A 16,183-nucleotide genomic window follows, 5' to 3' on the forward strand; every position below is an offset into this window, starting at 1 on the left:
TGCGCACGTTCCAGTGCGGCGGGATGATGGCGAAGATGATAAAATAGTAATGATACCCCACTTTGAATAACCGGAACCTGTCCCCATATTAAAGGACAGAGCAGAGAAGATGAGCAGCGATGGGCAATAACAACGGTTGGCTAAATTTCGAACATTTGGCCGAGGAAAAACAAATCGATGCGGTAAAACCGCCGTCTATGTATAAAGTTATACTTAACAACGACGATTACACACCGATGGAATTTGTGATTGACGTTCTGCAAAAGTTCTTTTCTTATGATATTGAACGCGCAACGCAACTGATGCTCACGGTCCACTATCAAGGCAAGGCGATCTGCGGTGTCTTTACCGCCGAGGTGGCGGAAACCAAGGTCGTCCATGTGAACCGTTATGCGAGGGAGAACGAGCATCCGTTGCTTTGTACGCTAGAAAAAGCCTAGATTTAGGCAACTATTGGGGAGGTGCTTATGCTCAATCAAGAACTGGAACTCAGTCTCAACATGGCTTTCGCCAGAGCGCGTGAGCACAGACACGAGTTTATGACCGTGGAGCACCTGTTGCTGGCGTTACTCAGCAACCCTGCCGCGCGAGAAGCGCTAGAGGCATGTACGGTGGATCTGGCCGCGTTACGCCAGGAGCTGGAAGCCTTTATTGAACAAACCACGCCGACGCTGCCCGCCAGCGAAGAAGAGCGCGACACTCAGCCGACGCTCAGCTTCCAGCGCGTACTGCAGCGTGCGGTATTCCATGTGCAATCTTCCGGCCGCAGCGAAGTCAGCGGCGCCAACGTACTGGTGGCGATTTTCAGCGAGCAGGAGTCGCAGGCGGCTTACCTGCTGCGCAAACACGACGTCAGCCGTCTCGACGTAGTGAACTTCATTTCACATGGCACACGTAAAGACGAGCCGGGCCAAGCGCCGAATGCGGAAAACCCGGTGAATGAAGAGCAGTCCGGAGGGGAAGACCGTATGGAAAACTTCACCACCAACCTCAACCAGTTGGCACGGGTAGGCGGCATCGATCCTTTGATTGGCCGTGACCCTGAACTGGAGCGTGCTATTCAGGTACTGTGCCGTCGTCGCAAAAACAACCCGCTGCTGGTGGGGGAGTCTGGCGTCGGTAAAACGGCGATTGCCGAAGGCCTGGCCTGGCGCATTGTGCAGGGCGACGTTCCGGAAGTGATGGCGGACTGCACGCTGTATTCATTGGATATCGGTTCATTGCTGGCCGGTACCAAATACCGTGGCGACTTCGAAAAACGTTTTAAAGCGCTGCTGAAACAGTTGGAACAGGATAAGAACAGCATTCTGTTTATCGATGAGATCCACACCATCATCGGCGCCGGTGCGGCTTCCGGTGGGCAGGTAGACGCCGCCAACCTGATTAAACCGCTGCTCTCCAGCGGCAAGATCCGGGTTATCGGTTCCACTACTTACCAGGAATTCAGCAACATTTTTGAAAAAGACCGCGCGCTGGCTCGTCGCTTCCAGAAAATCGACATTACCGAGCCGACGCCGGAAGAGACCATTCAGATCATCAACGGCCTGAAGACCAAGTACGAAGCGCACCACGACGTGCGTTATACCGCCAAAGCGGTGCGTGCGGCGGTCGAGCTGTCGGTGAAATACATCAACGACCGTCATTTGCCGGACAAGGCTATCGACGTGATTGACGAGGCGGGCGCCCGCAGCCGGTTAATGCCGGTAAGCAAACGCAAGAAAACCGTCAACGTGGCCGACATCGAATCTGTGGTGGCGCGTATTGCGCGTATCCCGGAGAAAACCGTGTCGGCGAGCGATCGCGACGTACTGAGAAGTCTGGGCGATCGTCTGAAAATGCTGGTATTCGGGCAGGATCAGGCGATTGAAGCGCTGACTGAAGCGATCAAGATGAGCCGTGCTGGTTTGGGGCACGATCGCAAGCCGGTCGGTTCCTTCCTGTTTGCCGGGCCAACCGGCGTCGGGAAAACCGAGGTGACGGTGCAGCTGGCGAAGGCGATGGATATTCAGCTGCTGCGTTTTGATATGTCCGAGTATATGGAACGTCATACCGTCAGCCGTCTGATTGGCGCGCCTCCGGGCTACGTCGGTTACGATCAGGGCGGTCTGTTGACCGACGCGGTGCTCAAGCATCCGCACTCGGTGGTGCTGCTGGATGAAATCGAGAAGGCGCATCCGGACGTGTTCAACCTGTTGTTGCAGGTTATGGACAACGGTACCCTGACCGATAACAACGGCCGCAAAGCGGACTTCCGCAACGTGATCCTGGTGATGACTACTAACGCCGGGGTACGTGAAACAGAACGTAAATCGATTGGTCTGGTGCAGCAGGACAACAGCACCGATGCGATGGAAGAGATCAAGAAAGTGTTCACGCCGGAATTCCGTAACCGTCTGGACAACATTCTTTGGTTCAACCATCTGTCGACCGAGGTGATCCAGCAGGTTGTCGATAAGTTTATCGTCGAACTGCAGGCGCAGCTGGATGCGAAGGGCGTGTCGTTGGAAGTGAGCGATGAAGCGCGTGACTGGCTGTCGGTGAAAGGCTATGACCGTGCAATGGGCGCTCGTCCGATGGCGCGTGTGATGCAGGAAAACCTGAAGAAACCGCTGGCCAACGAATTGCTGTTTGGTTCACTGGTGGACGGCGGTTCGGTGAAAGTCGAGCTGGACAAGGACAATCAGAAACTGACTTACCACTTCCTCAGCGCGTCGATGCGTAAAGCGGATGAAGGTGCGGTGCACTAAGGCCGGGTCAGATAAAGAAAAAGCGATGCTTCGGCATCGCTTTTTTTATGGGTGAATTTCACCACAACAGAAATGATTGAGCCCTCTCAGTTTACCTGCGCTCTCGCAACTCGATGTTGAACGTTGCTACGGGGGTAAACGGAAAGGGCTCCGGAGGCATTACATCCTCGGTGCCGCCATCGGCTGGCGACGAGTGAGCCGATTAACGGCTACGGAAGACAATGCGGCCTTTGCTCAGGTCGTACGGGGTCAGCTCTACAGTGACTTTGTCGCCCGTCAGGATGCGGATGTAGTTCTTACGCATTTTACCGGAGATATGTGCGGTTACCACGTGCCCGTTTTCCAATTCAACGCGGAACATGGTGTTCGGCAGCGTATCAAGAACGGTGCCCTGCATTTCAATATTGTCTTCTTTGGCCATCGAATCCTCTAGGTCTAACTACCTTAGTTTTTAACCGGCAAGATAATGCCGAAAAACCCACATTATGTAAAGAAGTGTCGGCGAACATTGCACCGTTTCCGCAAAATTAGTTTGTTGGGGAGGGTGGTTCAACCTGCTGTGGGGGTAACACTTGCGGTGCCCAACACTCTGACGCTAATGGCTTGCGCTGAAGTTGGCTGAGCTGCTGCAAAAATTGTCTTCGGGGGATCTCTTTCGCTCCCAGCGTGGCAGTGTGAGCGTTAAGCACCTGACAGTCAATCAATTCTCCGCCATAAGCGGCAAAATGACGGCAAAAAGCCATCAAAGCGCATTTGGACGCGTTGGGGGTACGGCTAAACATCGATTCGCCGCAGAACAGGGCGCCCTGGGCCACGCCGTACATGCCCCCCACCAGCTTGTCATCCTGCCACACCTCTATCGAATGAGCGAAACCGAGGCGGTGCAGGTGCAGATAAGCGCGCTGCACCTCCGGGCCAATCCAGGTGCCTTCCTCCGGCCGATCGGCACAGGCGGCGATCACCGCCGCAAAGTCGTGATTCAGCGTGACGCGGAAGGGGTTGCTGCGCAAAAAGCGTTTCAGACTGCGGCTGATATGGCGTTCGGCAGGAAACAGCACCGCCCGTGGGTCGGGCGACCACCACAAAATGGCCTCCCCGGGGGAAAACCAGGGAAAAATGCCGCGCTCATAGGCAGCCAATAGACGAGGCGCTGTCAAATCACCGCCGATAGCCAGCAAACCGTTAGGATCGCGCAGTGCGCCCTCAGGAGAGGGGAACACCAGCGACTGCGATGACAGCTTAACAATGCGCATATAAGGTCTCAGCGTCCTCTACAGGCCCTTTTACAGCGGTATACCGCTGATACGTTGACGGAACTGGGCATAACGCCCCTGCTGACGCATCAGGCTGAGGTGATCGCCTTGCTCAACGATGCGCCCACCGTCCATCACGCAAATTCGGTCAAGGTGTTCCAATCCATACAGGCGGTGGGTCACCAGGATCAGCGTTTTTCCCTGGCAATGTCGGCGCAGCAGCGCCAGGATCTGCTGTTCGGTTTCGGCATCCAGACCTTCGGTCGGCTCATCGAGCAACAACAGCGGCGCCTGATGCAGCAATGCGCGAGCAATGCCCAGACGGCGCTGCTCGCCGCCGGAAAGCTGTCGGCCACCGTCTCCCAGCCAGGCGTTGAGCCCCTCGTTTTCCAGCAGCTTGTCCAACCCGACCTGCTGCAACACTTCGCGCAACTGTTCGTCGGTCGCCGTTGGGGCGGCGATGCGCAAGTTTTCGCGCAGCGTATCGCTAAAGATGTGTACTCGCTGACTGACGACGGTGGTCATCTGACGCAGCGTGGTTTCATCGTAAGCGGCCAAGGGATGGCCGTTGAGCAGCATCTGCCCGCTGTCGGCGTTCCAGGCGCGGGTGAGCAGCTGTAGCAGGGTCGATTTACCGCACCCGGTGCGGCCGAGCAATGCAATATGTTCACCAGCGGTAATCTCCAGCGTGACGTCCTGCAACACCGGCTGCGGCTGGCCGGGATAGGTAAAGGTGACCTGTTGCAGACTTAGCATGGCACCGTTTTCGGCAGCTGGGCCACCGGCAGGGAAGGTCACTTCCGGTTGTCGATCGATGACCTGTTTCACCCGCGTGGCGGAAGCTATCACCTGTCCCAGGTGCTGGAAGGCGCCGGCTACCGGCATCAAGGCTTCAAACGAAGCCAGGGCGGCAAACACGAACAACGCAATCAGCGCGCCGGGTTGGCTGTCGCCACCGATACCGGCAGCGGTGAGCCACAACATCAACGTCACGGTCAGGCCGCTGGCCAGGATCATCAAAGCCTGTGCCATGCCGCCCAACGAAGCTTGCTGCCACTGACGGCGCTGCCACTGTTTTTCAGTGGCATCCAGAGCCGCGCGGAACTGATCCACGGCACCGAATACCACCAGCTCAGCCTGGCCCTGAAGCCAGGCAGTCAGATCGGTACGGTACTGGCCGCGCAGGGCGGTCAACTGGCCGCCAATCGGCTTGCCGGCACCGTAAAATACCGGCGGCACCAGCAGCAACAGCAACAGCAGGATGCCGCCCAGCGTCAGGGCCAGTGAAACGTCCAGCCAGCTCAGGCCGTAAGTCACCACGACAATCACCACGGCGGCGCTGACCAGCGGTGAAATTACCCGCAGATACAGATGATCCAGCGTATCGACATCCGCCACCAGTCGATTCAGCAAATCGGCCTGTCGAAAGCGGGCAATGCCTCCCGGCGACAGCGGCAGGATCTTTTTAAAGGTGAAGACCCGCAGATGAGACAGCACGCGGAAGGTGGCGTCGTGGCTGACGACCCGTTCGGCATAGCGCCCGGCGGTGCGGAAAATGGCGGCACCACGCACGCCGGCCGCCGGCAGCATGTAGTTGAAGGTAAACAGGCCCGCCAGCCCGGCCAGGGCGGAGGCGGCGAGGAACCAACCGGACAGAGCCAGCAGGCCGATACTGGCCAGCAGCGTGATGATGGCCAGCAGAATGCCCAGACAAATCAGCAGGCTGTGACGACGGTACAGCGCCAGGAACGGCAGCAAAACGCGCATGATTATAGATCCCCGCGGCGGTGAGCGATCAGGTTGGCAAACAGACCCGGATGGGCGCTCAGCGTGGCGTAATCACCTTGCTGGACGATGTGTCCGCCTTCCATTACCCAAATCTGGTCGTAATCTTCGGTATCTTCCAACTGGTGAGTCACCAGCAGCGTGGTTTGTTGATGCGAAGCCGCATTCAGCGCCTGCATGACTTGCCGCTCGCTGTGGGCGTCGAGACTTGCGGCCGGTTCATCCAACAGCAGCAAACGGCGCGGGCTGATCAACGCCCGGGCGACTGCCACACGTTGCGCTTGCCCGACGGACAGGCGCGCGGCGTTATCGCCGACTTCGGTATCCAGACCCAGCGGCAGATACGGCAGGATCTCGCCGACATAGGCGTCCTCCACGGCCTGTTGCAGTTGGGCTTCGCTGGCCTGCGGATTGCCCAACAGTATGTTGGCGCGCAGCGTTTGCGCCGGTAGGTGCGGATTTTGTCCTACCCAGCCGAGTTGCTGGCGCCAGCCTTCGGCGGCCAGTTCGCGCAGTTCGATACCATTAATCCGCAGAGAACCGCGATAGGGTAAAAACCCGAGCAGCAGGTTCAGCAACGAACTTTTCCCGGCACCACTTAACCCGACCAAGGCAATGCGCTGGTTGGCGGGCAGAGTGAAGCTCAGCGGCCCGGCCAGCAGCACGCCATTGGGCGACAGGATCTCCAGATCCTGCGCTTGCAGCTCCAGCGGCGCATTGGCGTCGAGGATTTGTGTGCCATTGCCCATTTGTTCGCCCTCGGCGCTGAGAAAGGTTTCCAGCGCTTCGGCGGCACCCACGGCTTGCGCCTTGGCGTGGTAGAAAGTCCCCAGATCGCGCAACGGCTGGAAGAACTCCGGTGACAGGATCAGCACCAGGAAGCCGGCAAACAGCGTGACGCCGGTGCCATAACTGCCGAAATTAAGTTCGCCAAGGAACGAGAAGCCAAAATAGACCGCCACCACGGCGATAGAAATGGAGGCAAAGAACTCCAGCACCGCCGATGACAGGAAAGCCAGACGGAGCACCTCCATGGTGCGGCTACGGAAGTCTTCAGACGATTTGGCAATCTGCTCGGTTTCCGCCTGCGCCCGATTGAATAAGCGCAGCGTGTCTAACCCACGCAGGCGGTCGAGGAAGTTACCACTCAGGCGTGCCAGCGCCACGAAGTTGCGTCGGTTGGCATCGGCGGCACCCATGCCGACCAGCGCCATAAACATGGGGATCAGCGGCGCGGTGGTCAACAGAATCAGACCGGCGGCCCAGTTGATCGGGAATACGGTGATCAGGATCAGCAGCGGGATAAACACCGCCAGATACATCTGCGGTAAATAACGGGAATAGTAGTCCTGCATATCCTCGATCTGTTCGACGATGATGCTGGCCCAACTGCCGGCCGGTTTTCCCTGGATCCAGGCGGGGCCGAGTTGTTGCAGTTTATCCAGCACCTGCTGGCGCATGCGCTGGCGGATCACTTGTCCGCAGATAAAGCCGACGCGTTCACGCAGCCAACTCAGCACGGCCCGCAGCGCGAAGGTGGCAGCCAACCAGATAAACGACGCAATCAACTGTTCACGTGGCGCCTGTTCGATAATCAGGGCGTGGAGCAGGGCGGCCAACAGCCATGCTTGAGCGACAATAAGCATGCCGCTGATTAGCCCCAACAACATGGAAAGGCGCAACCAACGCTGCGCCAGGGTGCTCTGAGTTTTGAGCCAACGGGTTAATTGCTGCTGTCTGGTTTTTTTCATCAGATATGAGTCTGCGTCGCCGGCGCCTATTGTTACAGGCAAGGTTAACGTACTGTTAAAAAAAGTGTTTGCCCCAACCTGAAGCGAACAAGTGAAGGCCAATGTTACCTCTTCACCCGGCAGACTGAAAATAATAAAGCGGTCAAATATCGCTATAACAGACCGCGACAGCAGGATTAGGGCACCGCTTGACTGGCTGCTTCCGCCGCCAGGGCGGTTTGCACGGATCTGCGCTGGCTAATCAGCGACATATAACGGGTTATCGATGGCCAGTATTTTAGGTCGATGGAAAACTGATCCATCCAGCGCAGTACGGTAAACAGATAGGCATCCGCGACGCTGAAAGTTTCTCCCAATAGAAACGCCGGTTCGTCCAGCGTCTGAGCAACAAAATCGAGGCGGGGTCGCAGCTTGTCGCGAAACAGCGTTTTGACCTCTTCCGGCAGGGTTGAGTTGAACAGCGGGCTGGATCCCGCGTGGATCTCGCTGGTAATGAAGTTCAGCCACTCCTGCAAGCGCACCCGTTCGAAGGTCGAGTTTGGTGGGGCCAGCCCGGCCTCAGGGCGCAAATCCGCCAGATACTGCACGATGGCAGTGCCTTCGGTGATCACCTGCCCGTCGTCCAGCATCAGCGCGGCGACGTAACCTTTGGGATTAACCCGATAAAAGTCTCCGCCGTCGGCGCTGCGCTTGGTGCGGTTATTGACGCGGATCAGTTCGAACGGCAAATCCAATTCCCGCAGCACGATATGTGGCGAGAGGGAGCAGGTATCGGGCGCAAAATAGAGTTTCATCGGCATATTCCTGAGGCAAAAGCGACATCGCTTGGCCGTCAGAATGCCGTCGGCGCCGCCGGCAGAAAAATTAGAATCTCAGAAACCCGGTATCAGCTCAGCTACTGACGGGCAACGGCAAATGATCCTGTAGAAAGTGCAACAGAGTTTGCACTGGCGCGGAGCTTGCACCGGCGAATGAACAAACCAGGCCAAAATGGCGATAAAGTGGCGCGCTCAGCGGCAGGGCGCAAATGCCTGGCGTATCGGCCGGTATCACCGATGCGGGCACCAGCGATACGCCGATCCCTTCACGTACCAGCGTCAGCGCGGTGTTCCAGTCACTGACGGTGACGCGGACATCCGTCAGCGCCAAACCTGCCTGCTGCGCCAGCAACTGAGCATTGAGCTGGCAACCTCCGGTAGCCAAGACAAACGGCTGTTTGACCAGTTCATTGAAATCTATCGGCTGGCGGTTTCTGGCAAGCTTATGAGCAGTGGCCGTCACGGCAAGCCATAGGTCTTTTCCCAGCGGGTGGCTTTGCCGTTCCGGTTTCGGATTCAACACTATGCCCACGTCGGCAGCTTCTAATGCCAGCCAGTTTTCGACCTCCAGATCGGTGCCTTCCAACTGCACCAGTTCAATGGCGGGAAAGCGGCGGTGAAATTTGCGTAGCAACGGGGGTAACAACAGCGCAAATGCTGAAGGGAAACTGGCCAGGCGTATTTTGCCGGCGTGTGAACTTTGCGCCTGCTGCGCGCAGTGTTGGATTGCATTGAGTTCGGCCAGCATGGCGCGGGCATGGCTGACAATCTGTTCACCACTTTGCGTTAGCGTAACGCTGTGCGGTAGCCGAACCAACAACGGAGTGTTCAACGCCTCTTCCAACTGAGCGATAGCCTGACTGGCGCCAGACTGTGTCATGCCGCATTGACTTGCCGCCAGGGTGATCTTGCCGCTGTCGGCTACGGCAACCAACAGACGCCAGTGGAGAAGATTCTGCATCGAAGACCCGCCTGATGATGTTTGAGATACAAAAAAAGCGGCTAATAAATAGCCGCTTTTCAGGGTGACAGTCTGTGCCGTTACAGAACTTCTGCGTCGGCAATACCGTCCAGATAACGCTCTGCGTCCAGCGCAGCCATACAACCGGTCCCGGCGGAAGTGATCGCCTGGCGGTAGATGTGGTCCATCACGTCGCCAGCGGCGAATACGCCAGGAATGGTGGTTTGGGTGGCATTGCCGTGAATGCCGGACTGCACCTTGATATAGCCGTTTTCCAGCTCCAGCTGGCCACCGAAAATGCTGGTGTTCGGGCTGTGGCCGATGGCAATAAATACGCCGGCCAGCGCCAGTTCACGCGTTTCATTTTCCGCTTTAGTGCTGCGAATGCGTACGCCGGTAACGCCCATTTCGTCACCCAGAACTTCGTCCAGAGTGTGGTCGGTGTGCAGCACGATATTGCCGTTTTTCACTTTCTCCATCAGCCGGTTGATCAGGATCTTCTCTGAACGGAAGCTGTCGCGACGGTGGATCAGGTGAACTTCGGCCGCGATGTTGGACAGATACAGCGCTTCTTCTACTGCCGTATTGCCACCACCTACAACGGCGACTTTCTGATTACGGTAGAAGAAACCGTCGCAGGTAGCGCAGGCGGAAACGCCTTTGCCTTTGAAGGCTTCTTCTGTCGGCAGGCCAAGATAGCGGGCTGATGCGCCGGTGGCGATAATCAGCGCATCACAGGTGTATTCGCCACTGTCGCCAAACAGACGGAATGGACGGTTCTGCAGATCAACGCTGGTGATATGGTCAAACACGATCTCGGTCTGGAATTTTTCTGCATGCTCACGCATACGCTCCATCAGCGCCGGACCGGTCAGGTCTTCGGCATCACCCGGCCAGTTCTCCACTTCGGTGGTGGTGGTCAGCTGACCCCCTTGTTCCATACCGGTAATCAGCACCGGGCTCAGGTTGGCGCGCGCTGCGTAAACCGCGGCGGTGTAGCCAGCCGGGCCGGAGCCCAGAATCAATAATTTGCTGTGTTTAGCCGTGCCCATGAATAACCTCTTTTCCCACAATGGCGGACAATGGATTCGATTGTAGGGAAAATGCGGCATTAAAAAAAGCGTCAGGGGATGTTGTTAACGATTTGTTTGATAGTCATTGCCTATTAATTATTGTTTTGCTGCTTAAGCGAGCGCAAAACGCAGCAATTTAACTTATGGAAGCCGCTTGCGGGCGTTTGGCACTCAAACGGCCGGAAACAGCACATCAAGCGGGTTTAAGTGCCTTGCCCACGGCGTTTTTAAGCCAGCGATTCATAACTAAAAACGGGGTGCTAACTTTTCATGACGGTACGTTCTTCTGATTTTGCTTCTTTTACTTTGACAATCCGCTGCGCATTTGCGAAAACATCATAGGAAGAAGAAATTATCCTCCCACCTGCAGTAAATCGTACGTATTTGCGGCGTTGGCGCAGGATTTTGCGCCGTTGCCGGATCTGCGTACGGCAGGGGAGGAACATCGCGCAAGCGAATGGCACCTTTCTTCTTGCTTAAAACACCTTGTGCAGAGTTTGACAGACAGGCTGCACAGCGGTGAATGATGGTAGTGAAGCATATGACAGGCATCGGGTCTTCGCTTGGAACGAGCCCTTACACATTGACGTTGGCTAGGGTGTGGCAAGTGCAGGGAAGAAAATAAGAGAGACAATAATAATGGCAGACAATAAGAAACGCCCGGGTAAAGATCTCGATCGTATCGACCGCAACATCCTCAACGAACTGCAAAAGGATGGGCGTATTTCGAACGTTGAACTTTCGAAGCGCGTGGGGTTATCCCCAACCCCATGTTTAGAACGCGTGCGCCGCCTCGAGCGCCAGGGTTTTATTCATGGTTATACCGCGTTGCTCAACCCGCATTATCTGGATGCGTCCCTGTTGGTCTTCGTGGAAATCACGCTGAACCGCGGTGCGCCGGATGTGTTTGAGCAATTCAACTCAGCAGTTCAGAAGCTTGAAGAAATTCAGGAGTGTCATCTGGTGTCCGGTGATTTCGACTATCTGTTGAAAACCCGCGTGCCGGATATGTCCGCTTACCGTAAGTTGCTTGGCGAAACCTTGCTGCGTCTGCCGGGGGTTAACGACACCCGTACGTACGTGGTAATGGAAGAAGTGAAACAGAGCAACCGTCTGGTTATCAAAACACGGTAGGGTGCAGGTGCAAAACCTGATTAAATTGGTTACACTCCTGTTTATCCATACAGTTTCAGCGCCGGGGAAGCTTCTCGGCGCTGTTGCTATGTCAGCTAACAGGAACCTGGAGAGCCTTTCTTGAGCCAGGAATATACAGAAGATAAAGAAGTTACCTTGAGAAAACTCAGCAGCGGTCGCCGTTTGCTCGAAGCTGTGTTGATTGTGGTAGCCATATTTGCCATTTACCTCATGGCTGCCTTGGTCAGTTTCAATCCCTCTGACCCAAGCTGGTCGCAGACCGCGTGGCATGAGCCTATTCATAATCTGGGCGGTGGCGTCGGGGCCTGGTTGGCCGACACGCTGTTCTTCACCTTCGGGGTACTCGCCTATGCGATACCGCCGATCATGCTGGTGTTGTGCTGGGCGGCTTATCGTCAGCGCGGCAGCGGCGAATACATCGATTACTTTGCGCTTTCACTGCGCCTGATCGGCACATTGGCGCTGGTGCTCACTTCGTGTGGCCTGGCGGCACTGAACGTCGACGATCTCTATTACTTTGCCTCCGGCGGCGTTATCGGCAGTTTGCTGAGCAACGCCATGCTCCCCTGGTTCAACGGCATTGGCGCAACCTTGGCGCTGCTTTGCGTTTGGGCGGCGGGCCTTACGCTGTTTACCGGCTGGTCATGGCTGGTGATTGCCGAGAGGATCGGCGGCGTGGTGCTGGGGACGGCCACCTTTATGACCAACCGTTCGCGCCGTGACGATCGTTATCACGACGATGACGACCGTTACGTCGAAGATCAGCCAGAATCGGCAGAGAAAGGAGCAGCGCTTGCTGCGGCCTCGACGGCGGCTGTGGCCAACGCGGCGGAAGACGACGTCTTGTTCTCAGCACCTTCGGTGACGGAAACCGCCAAAATGGCGGCGGAAGAGGCTGAGGATCCGTTGCTCAGCGGCCTGCGGGCGAATGACGACGAAGATGCCGATGTCGCGCCTGTCGCGCCAGCGGTGGCTCGTGAACCTGTTACCGCAGCCCCGGTTGTGGCGCAGGCGCCGTCGGTTACGGTAGCTCCAACGGCTCCGGCCTCGGTGAACCAGAGTCCGATGAGTACGCCAGCGGAAAACAGTGCTCCACCGCTGTATTCATTTGAAATTCCTGAAGAGACGCCGACGCCGAAGGTAACGCGTCCGGCCGATCCTTACCAGGATGATGACGAACCGCGTATGGGGAACTGGGACGCGCCAGCAGCATCACCGTCGCACGATCGTTCTCCGTTTGATTTCTCCGCCGCTCAACGCGATAGCGCTGACATCACTGCTCCGGCCGGTTTCAGTGCCGGTGAGCCTGCAGTGCCATCGTTCGGCAGCGTGAAACCTCAGGCGCAGGCTGCAGCAACGGCAGTTGCCGGCGCTGTTGCCGCCAATACCTTTATGCCGGCCTTCACGGCCACCAGCGACGCTAACTCGCAGGTCAAACAAGGCCTGGGGCCTGAGTTGCCGCGTCCGAATCCGGTGCGCATCCCAACCCGACGTGAACTGGCTTCTTACGGCATCAAGCTGCCTTCGCAGCGAATGGCCGAACAGGAACAGCGTAACCGTGGGGACGACGAGCCATTGCCGAATGCCAATGCTGTTCCGTCAGATCAAGACGATGAAGCTTTGCAGGAAGCAGCGCTGCGTCAGGCGTTTGCCGAACAGCAAAACCAACGTTATGGCGAGGAGTACGCGCAGGATAACCAGGATGATGAGGCTGCTCTGCAAGAGGCCGAACTGCGTCAGGCGTTTGCCGAACAGCAGAATCAGCGCTATGGGCAGCAAGAGGCTGCGCCTTCGGTACAGCCAACTACGCCAGTAGATACTCGTAATGCGTTCGGCTTCTCGCCGATGGATGATTTGGTTGACGATGGCCCGGTTGAGCCATTGTTCACCCTGTCGCCACAGCTTGAAGATCGCATTGAGCAACAAAGCGAACGCGAGGATGATGTGCCTTTCGGCCAGTTTGAGCCAGCCGCGCCGGCTTATGTGCCGCCAACCCAACCTCAGACTCCGCCGGCACAAGCATATCAGCCTGCTCAACCTGCTTATCAGCAACCGGCAGCGCAACAGCAATCACCGGCCTATCAGCAGCCTGTAGCGCAACCGGCGCCGACGGCCCCGCAGCAGCCGGCAATGGACAGCCTGATCCACCCGTTCCTGATGCGTAACGATATGCCGTTGCAAAAACCGACCACGCCTCTACCGACGCTTGATCTGCTGACCGAAGCGCCGAAAGAGGTTGAGCCGGTGGATTCCTTCGCGTTGGAACAGAAGGCGCGTTTGGTCGAAGCCAGCCTGGCCGATTATCGGGTGAAAGCCGATGTGGTAGACATTTTGCCAGGCCCGGTCATTACCCGTTTCGAACTGGATCTGGCGCCGGGCGTTAAAGCAGCGCGTATTTCCAACCTGTCGCGTGACCTGGCGCGTTCACTGTCAACTTCCGCGGTGCGTGTGGTTGAAGTGATCCCCGGCAAGCCCTACGTCGGCCTGGAGTTGCCTAACGTTAAACGTCAGACGGTCTATCTGCGAGAAGTGCTGGATTGCCCGGCATTCCGCGATAATCCATCGCCGTTGGCGATCGTTCTGGGTAAAGACATCTCCGGCGAACCGGTGGTGGCCGACTTGGCGAAAATGCCGCACCTGCTGGTGGCGGGGACCACCGGCTCCGGTAAATCGGTTGGGGTCAATGCCATGATCCTGAGCATTCTGTATAAGGCCACGCCGAAAGAAGTGCGCTTTATCATGATTGACCCGAAAATGCTGGAGCTGTCGGTCTATGAAGGTATTCCACACCTGCTGACGGACGTGGTTACCGACATGAAAGACGCCGCCAATGCCTTGCGTTGGTGCGTCGCCGAGATGGAGCGTCGCTACAAGCTGATGTCTGCGCTCGGCGTGCGTAACCTGGCAGGTTACAACGAACGTGTCGATCAGGCCGAGGCGATGGGACGTCCAATCCCGGATCCGTTCTGGAAACCGACCGACAGCATGGACATCACGCCGCCGGTTCTGGAGAAAGAGCCTTACATCGTGGTGATGGTCGACGAGTTCGCTGACCTGATCATGACGGTTGGTAAAAAGGTTGAGGAGCTGATTGCTCGTCTGGCGCAGAAAGCGCGTGCGGCGGGTATCCACCTGGTGCTGGCAACACAGCGTCCTTCGGTGGATGTGATCACCGGCCTGATCAAGGCCAACATCCCGACCCGTATCGCCTTTACCGTGTCGAGCAAGATTGACTCGCGCACTATCCTCGATCAGGGCGGTGCTGAATCGCTGCTGGGGATGGGCGACATGTTGTATCTGGCTCCTAACTCCTCCATTCCGGTCCGTGTACATGGTGCATTTGTGCGCGATCAGGAAGTGCATGCGGTAGTTAAGGATTGGAAAGCGCGTGAGCGACCTCAATATAAAGAGGGTATCCTCAACGGTGGTGACGACAGTGAGGGTGGTGCTGGCGGCGGTCTGGAAGGTGATGAAGAGCTGGATCCGCTGTTTGACCAGGCGGTGGAGTTTGTGGTGGATAAACGCCGCGCCTCCATTTCCGGCGTACAGCGTCAGTTCCGTATCGGCTATAACCGTGCCGCGCGCATCATCGAACAGATGGAAGCGCAGGGCATTGTCAGCGAGCAGGGGCACAACGGCAACCGCGAGGTGCTGGCACCGCCACGGCATGACTGATGAAGCTTTAGTCGTTGTTATTTAATAATAAAGGGCCGCTTAGCGGCCCTTTAGACTGATGACAAACACCCGAAAAACGTGGTTTTCGGATGTTTGGGATAAACCTGAAGACATAATCCTTTGTTTTATTAGTGCATAAAACCTAACTTTTGAGTACAGAGGACTTTGTCAGCACTCTGAAGGGCCGCTTGGCGGCCCTTGTGCAAAGAAGCGTAAACCCTCGGCTTCTCAGAACATTGGCCTATCTGCCTGCGGATAGCTTCGGGTAGAGTAAGGGTGTTAAGGGTTAATTTGACCCGCACGGCACCGCCTTGCGGTAAACGCATTTCATAAGGTATCTGGAATAATGAAAAAACTGTTAGTTGCCTGTTGTCTGCTTTCGGGATTCGCTTCCACCTCTGTGCTGGCCGACGCTGCGCAGGATTTGCAAAGTCGCCTGGCGAAAGTGAACAGTTTCCACGCCAGCTTCGCCCAGACCGTGACCAGCAGCGATGGTGCTGCGGTACAGCAGGGGGAAGGTGAACTCTGGGTGAAACGTCCGAACCTGTTTAATTGGCATATGACCTCGCCGGACGAGAGCGTGCTGGTGTCGGATGGCCAAACCTTATGGTTCTACAATCCTTTTGTTGAGCAAGTCACCGCGACCTGGTTGAAAAATGCGACCGGCAATACGCCATTTATGCTGATTACCCGCAATAACGCCAACGACTGGAAACAGTACAACGTTAAGCAGAAAGGCGATGATTTTGAGCTGACGCCAAAATCCAGCAGCGGCAACCTGAAGCAGTTCGCCATTACCGTGACCAACAGCGGCACTATCCGCAGTTTTGCTGCGGTTGAGCAGGATGGTCAGCGCAGTTCTTACGCGCTGAAAAGTCAGCAGAACGTTGCGGCTGATGCCAGCAAATTCAAATTTACCCCGCCGAAGGGGGTGACGCTGGACGACCAGCGCCAGTGAGGTCTGC

The 16,183-nt window shown here is 56.7% G+C and carries 12 protein-coding genes; 5 read left to right on the plus strand and 7 right to left on the minus strand.

Annotated elements, in window-relative coordinates; translation table 11 throughout:
• Positions 1–119: 119 nt before the first annotated feature.
• Together clpS and clpA are read left to right on the plus strand one after the other, a co-directional pair.
• On the plus strand, positions 120–440 hold the full coding sequence (gene clpS / locus H0S68_RS08225) for an ATP-dependent Clp protease adapter ClpS (protein WP_020826105.1): 321 nt from the start codon (positions 120–122) through the stop codon (positions 438–440).
• Positions 441–467: 27 nt separating this feature from the next.
• Entirely contained in the window at positions 468–2,747 is a 2,280-nt protein-coding gene (clpA, locus tag H0S68_RS08230) for an ATP-dependent Clp protease ATP-binding subunit ClpA (RefSeq protein WP_020826106.1), read from the plus strand.
• Between the two features lie 202 nt (positions 2,748–2,949).
• Here clpA and infA read toward each other — a convergent pair whose 3' ends face one another.
• From infA to trxB, 7 genes are all read right to left on the minus strand, one after another.
• On the minus strand, positions 2,950–3,168 hold the full coding sequence (gene infA / locus H0S68_RS08235) for a translation initiation factor IF-1 (protein ID WP_002211347.1): 219 nt from the start codon (positions 3,166–3,168) through the stop codon (positions 2,950–2,952).
• A gap of 106 nt (positions 3,169–3,274) precedes the next feature.
• Positions 3,275–4,000, minus strand: coding sequence for a leucyl/phenylalanyl-tRNA--protein transferase (gene aat / locus H0S68_RS08240; RefSeq protein ID WP_410529303.1), 726 nt, complete (start codon positions 3,998–4,000; stop codon positions 3,275–3,277).
• A 30-nt stretch (positions 4,001–4,030) separates the two neighbouring features.
• Positions 4,031–5,767: a heme ABC transporter ATP-binding protein/permease CydC gene (cydC, locus tag H0S68_RS08245; protein ID WP_410529304.1), complete on the minus strand. Its 1,737-nt coding sequence runs from the start codon at positions 5,765–5,767 to the stop codon at positions 4,031–4,033.
• Positions 5,768–5,769: 2 nt separating this feature from the next.
• On the minus strand, positions 5,770–7,536 hold the full coding sequence (cydD, locus tag H0S68_RS08250; RefSeq protein ID WP_128864111.1) for a heme ABC transporter permease/ATP-binding protein CydD: 1,767 nt from the start codon (positions 7,534–7,536) through the stop codon (positions 5,770–5,772).
• Positions 7,537–7,712: 176 nt separating this feature from the next.
• Positions 7,713–8,330 carry a glutathione transferase GstA gene (gstA, locus tag H0S68_RS08255; protein ID WP_187962600.1) on the minus strand — a complete coding sequence of 206 codons (618 nt, stop codon included), beginning with the start codon at positions 8,328–8,330 and terminating at the stop codon, positions 7,713–7,715.
• Positions 8,331–8,427: 97 nt separating this feature from the next.
• Positions 8,428–9,315 (minus strand): LysR family transcriptional regulator, encoded by an 888-nt coding sequence (locus tag H0S68_RS08260; protein ID WP_259216740.1) that lies wholly within the window; start codon positions 9,313–9,315, stop codon positions 8,428–8,430.
• An 80-nt stretch (positions 9,316–9,395) separates the two neighbouring features.
• Positions 9,396–10,367, minus strand: coding sequence for a thioredoxin-disulfide reductase (trxB, locus tag H0S68_RS08265; RefSeq protein WP_020826112.1), 972 nt, complete (start codon positions 10,365–10,367; stop codon positions 9,396–9,398).
• A 660-nt stretch (positions 10,368–11,027) separates the two neighbouring features.
• Here trxB and lrp point away from each other — a divergent pair.
• The 3 genes from lrp to lolA all read left to right on the plus strand — a co-directional run bounded on the left by lrp (position 11,028) and on the right by lolA (position 16,176).
• Positions 11,028–11,522 (plus strand): leucine-responsive transcriptional regulator Lrp, encoded by a 495-nt coding sequence (lrp, locus tag H0S68_RS08270; protein WP_004928318.1) that lies wholly within the window; start codon positions 11,028–11,030, stop codon positions 11,520–11,522.
• Between the two features lie 120 nt (positions 11,523–11,642).
• Positions 11,643–15,218: a DNA translocase FtsK 4TM domain-containing protein gene (locus H0S68_RS08275; protein WP_410529305.1), complete on the plus strand. Its 3,576-nt coding sequence runs from the start codon at positions 11,643–11,645 to the stop codon at positions 15,216–15,218.
• Positions 15,219–15,564: 346 nt separating this feature from the next.
• Positions 15,565–16,176, plus strand: a complete 612-nt coding sequence (gene lolA / locus H0S68_RS08280; protein WP_020826114.1) for an outer membrane lipoprotein chaperone LolA — start codon at positions 15,565–15,567, stop codon at positions 16,174–16,176.
• Positions 16,177–16,183: the final 7 nt, after the last annotated feature.

It is taken from the genome of Serratia sp. AXJ-M (assembly GCF_046531865.1).
GTDB classification, from domain to species: Bacteria; Pseudomonadota; Gammaproteobacteria; order Enterobacterales; family Enterobacteriaceae; genus Serratia; species Serratia liquefaciens.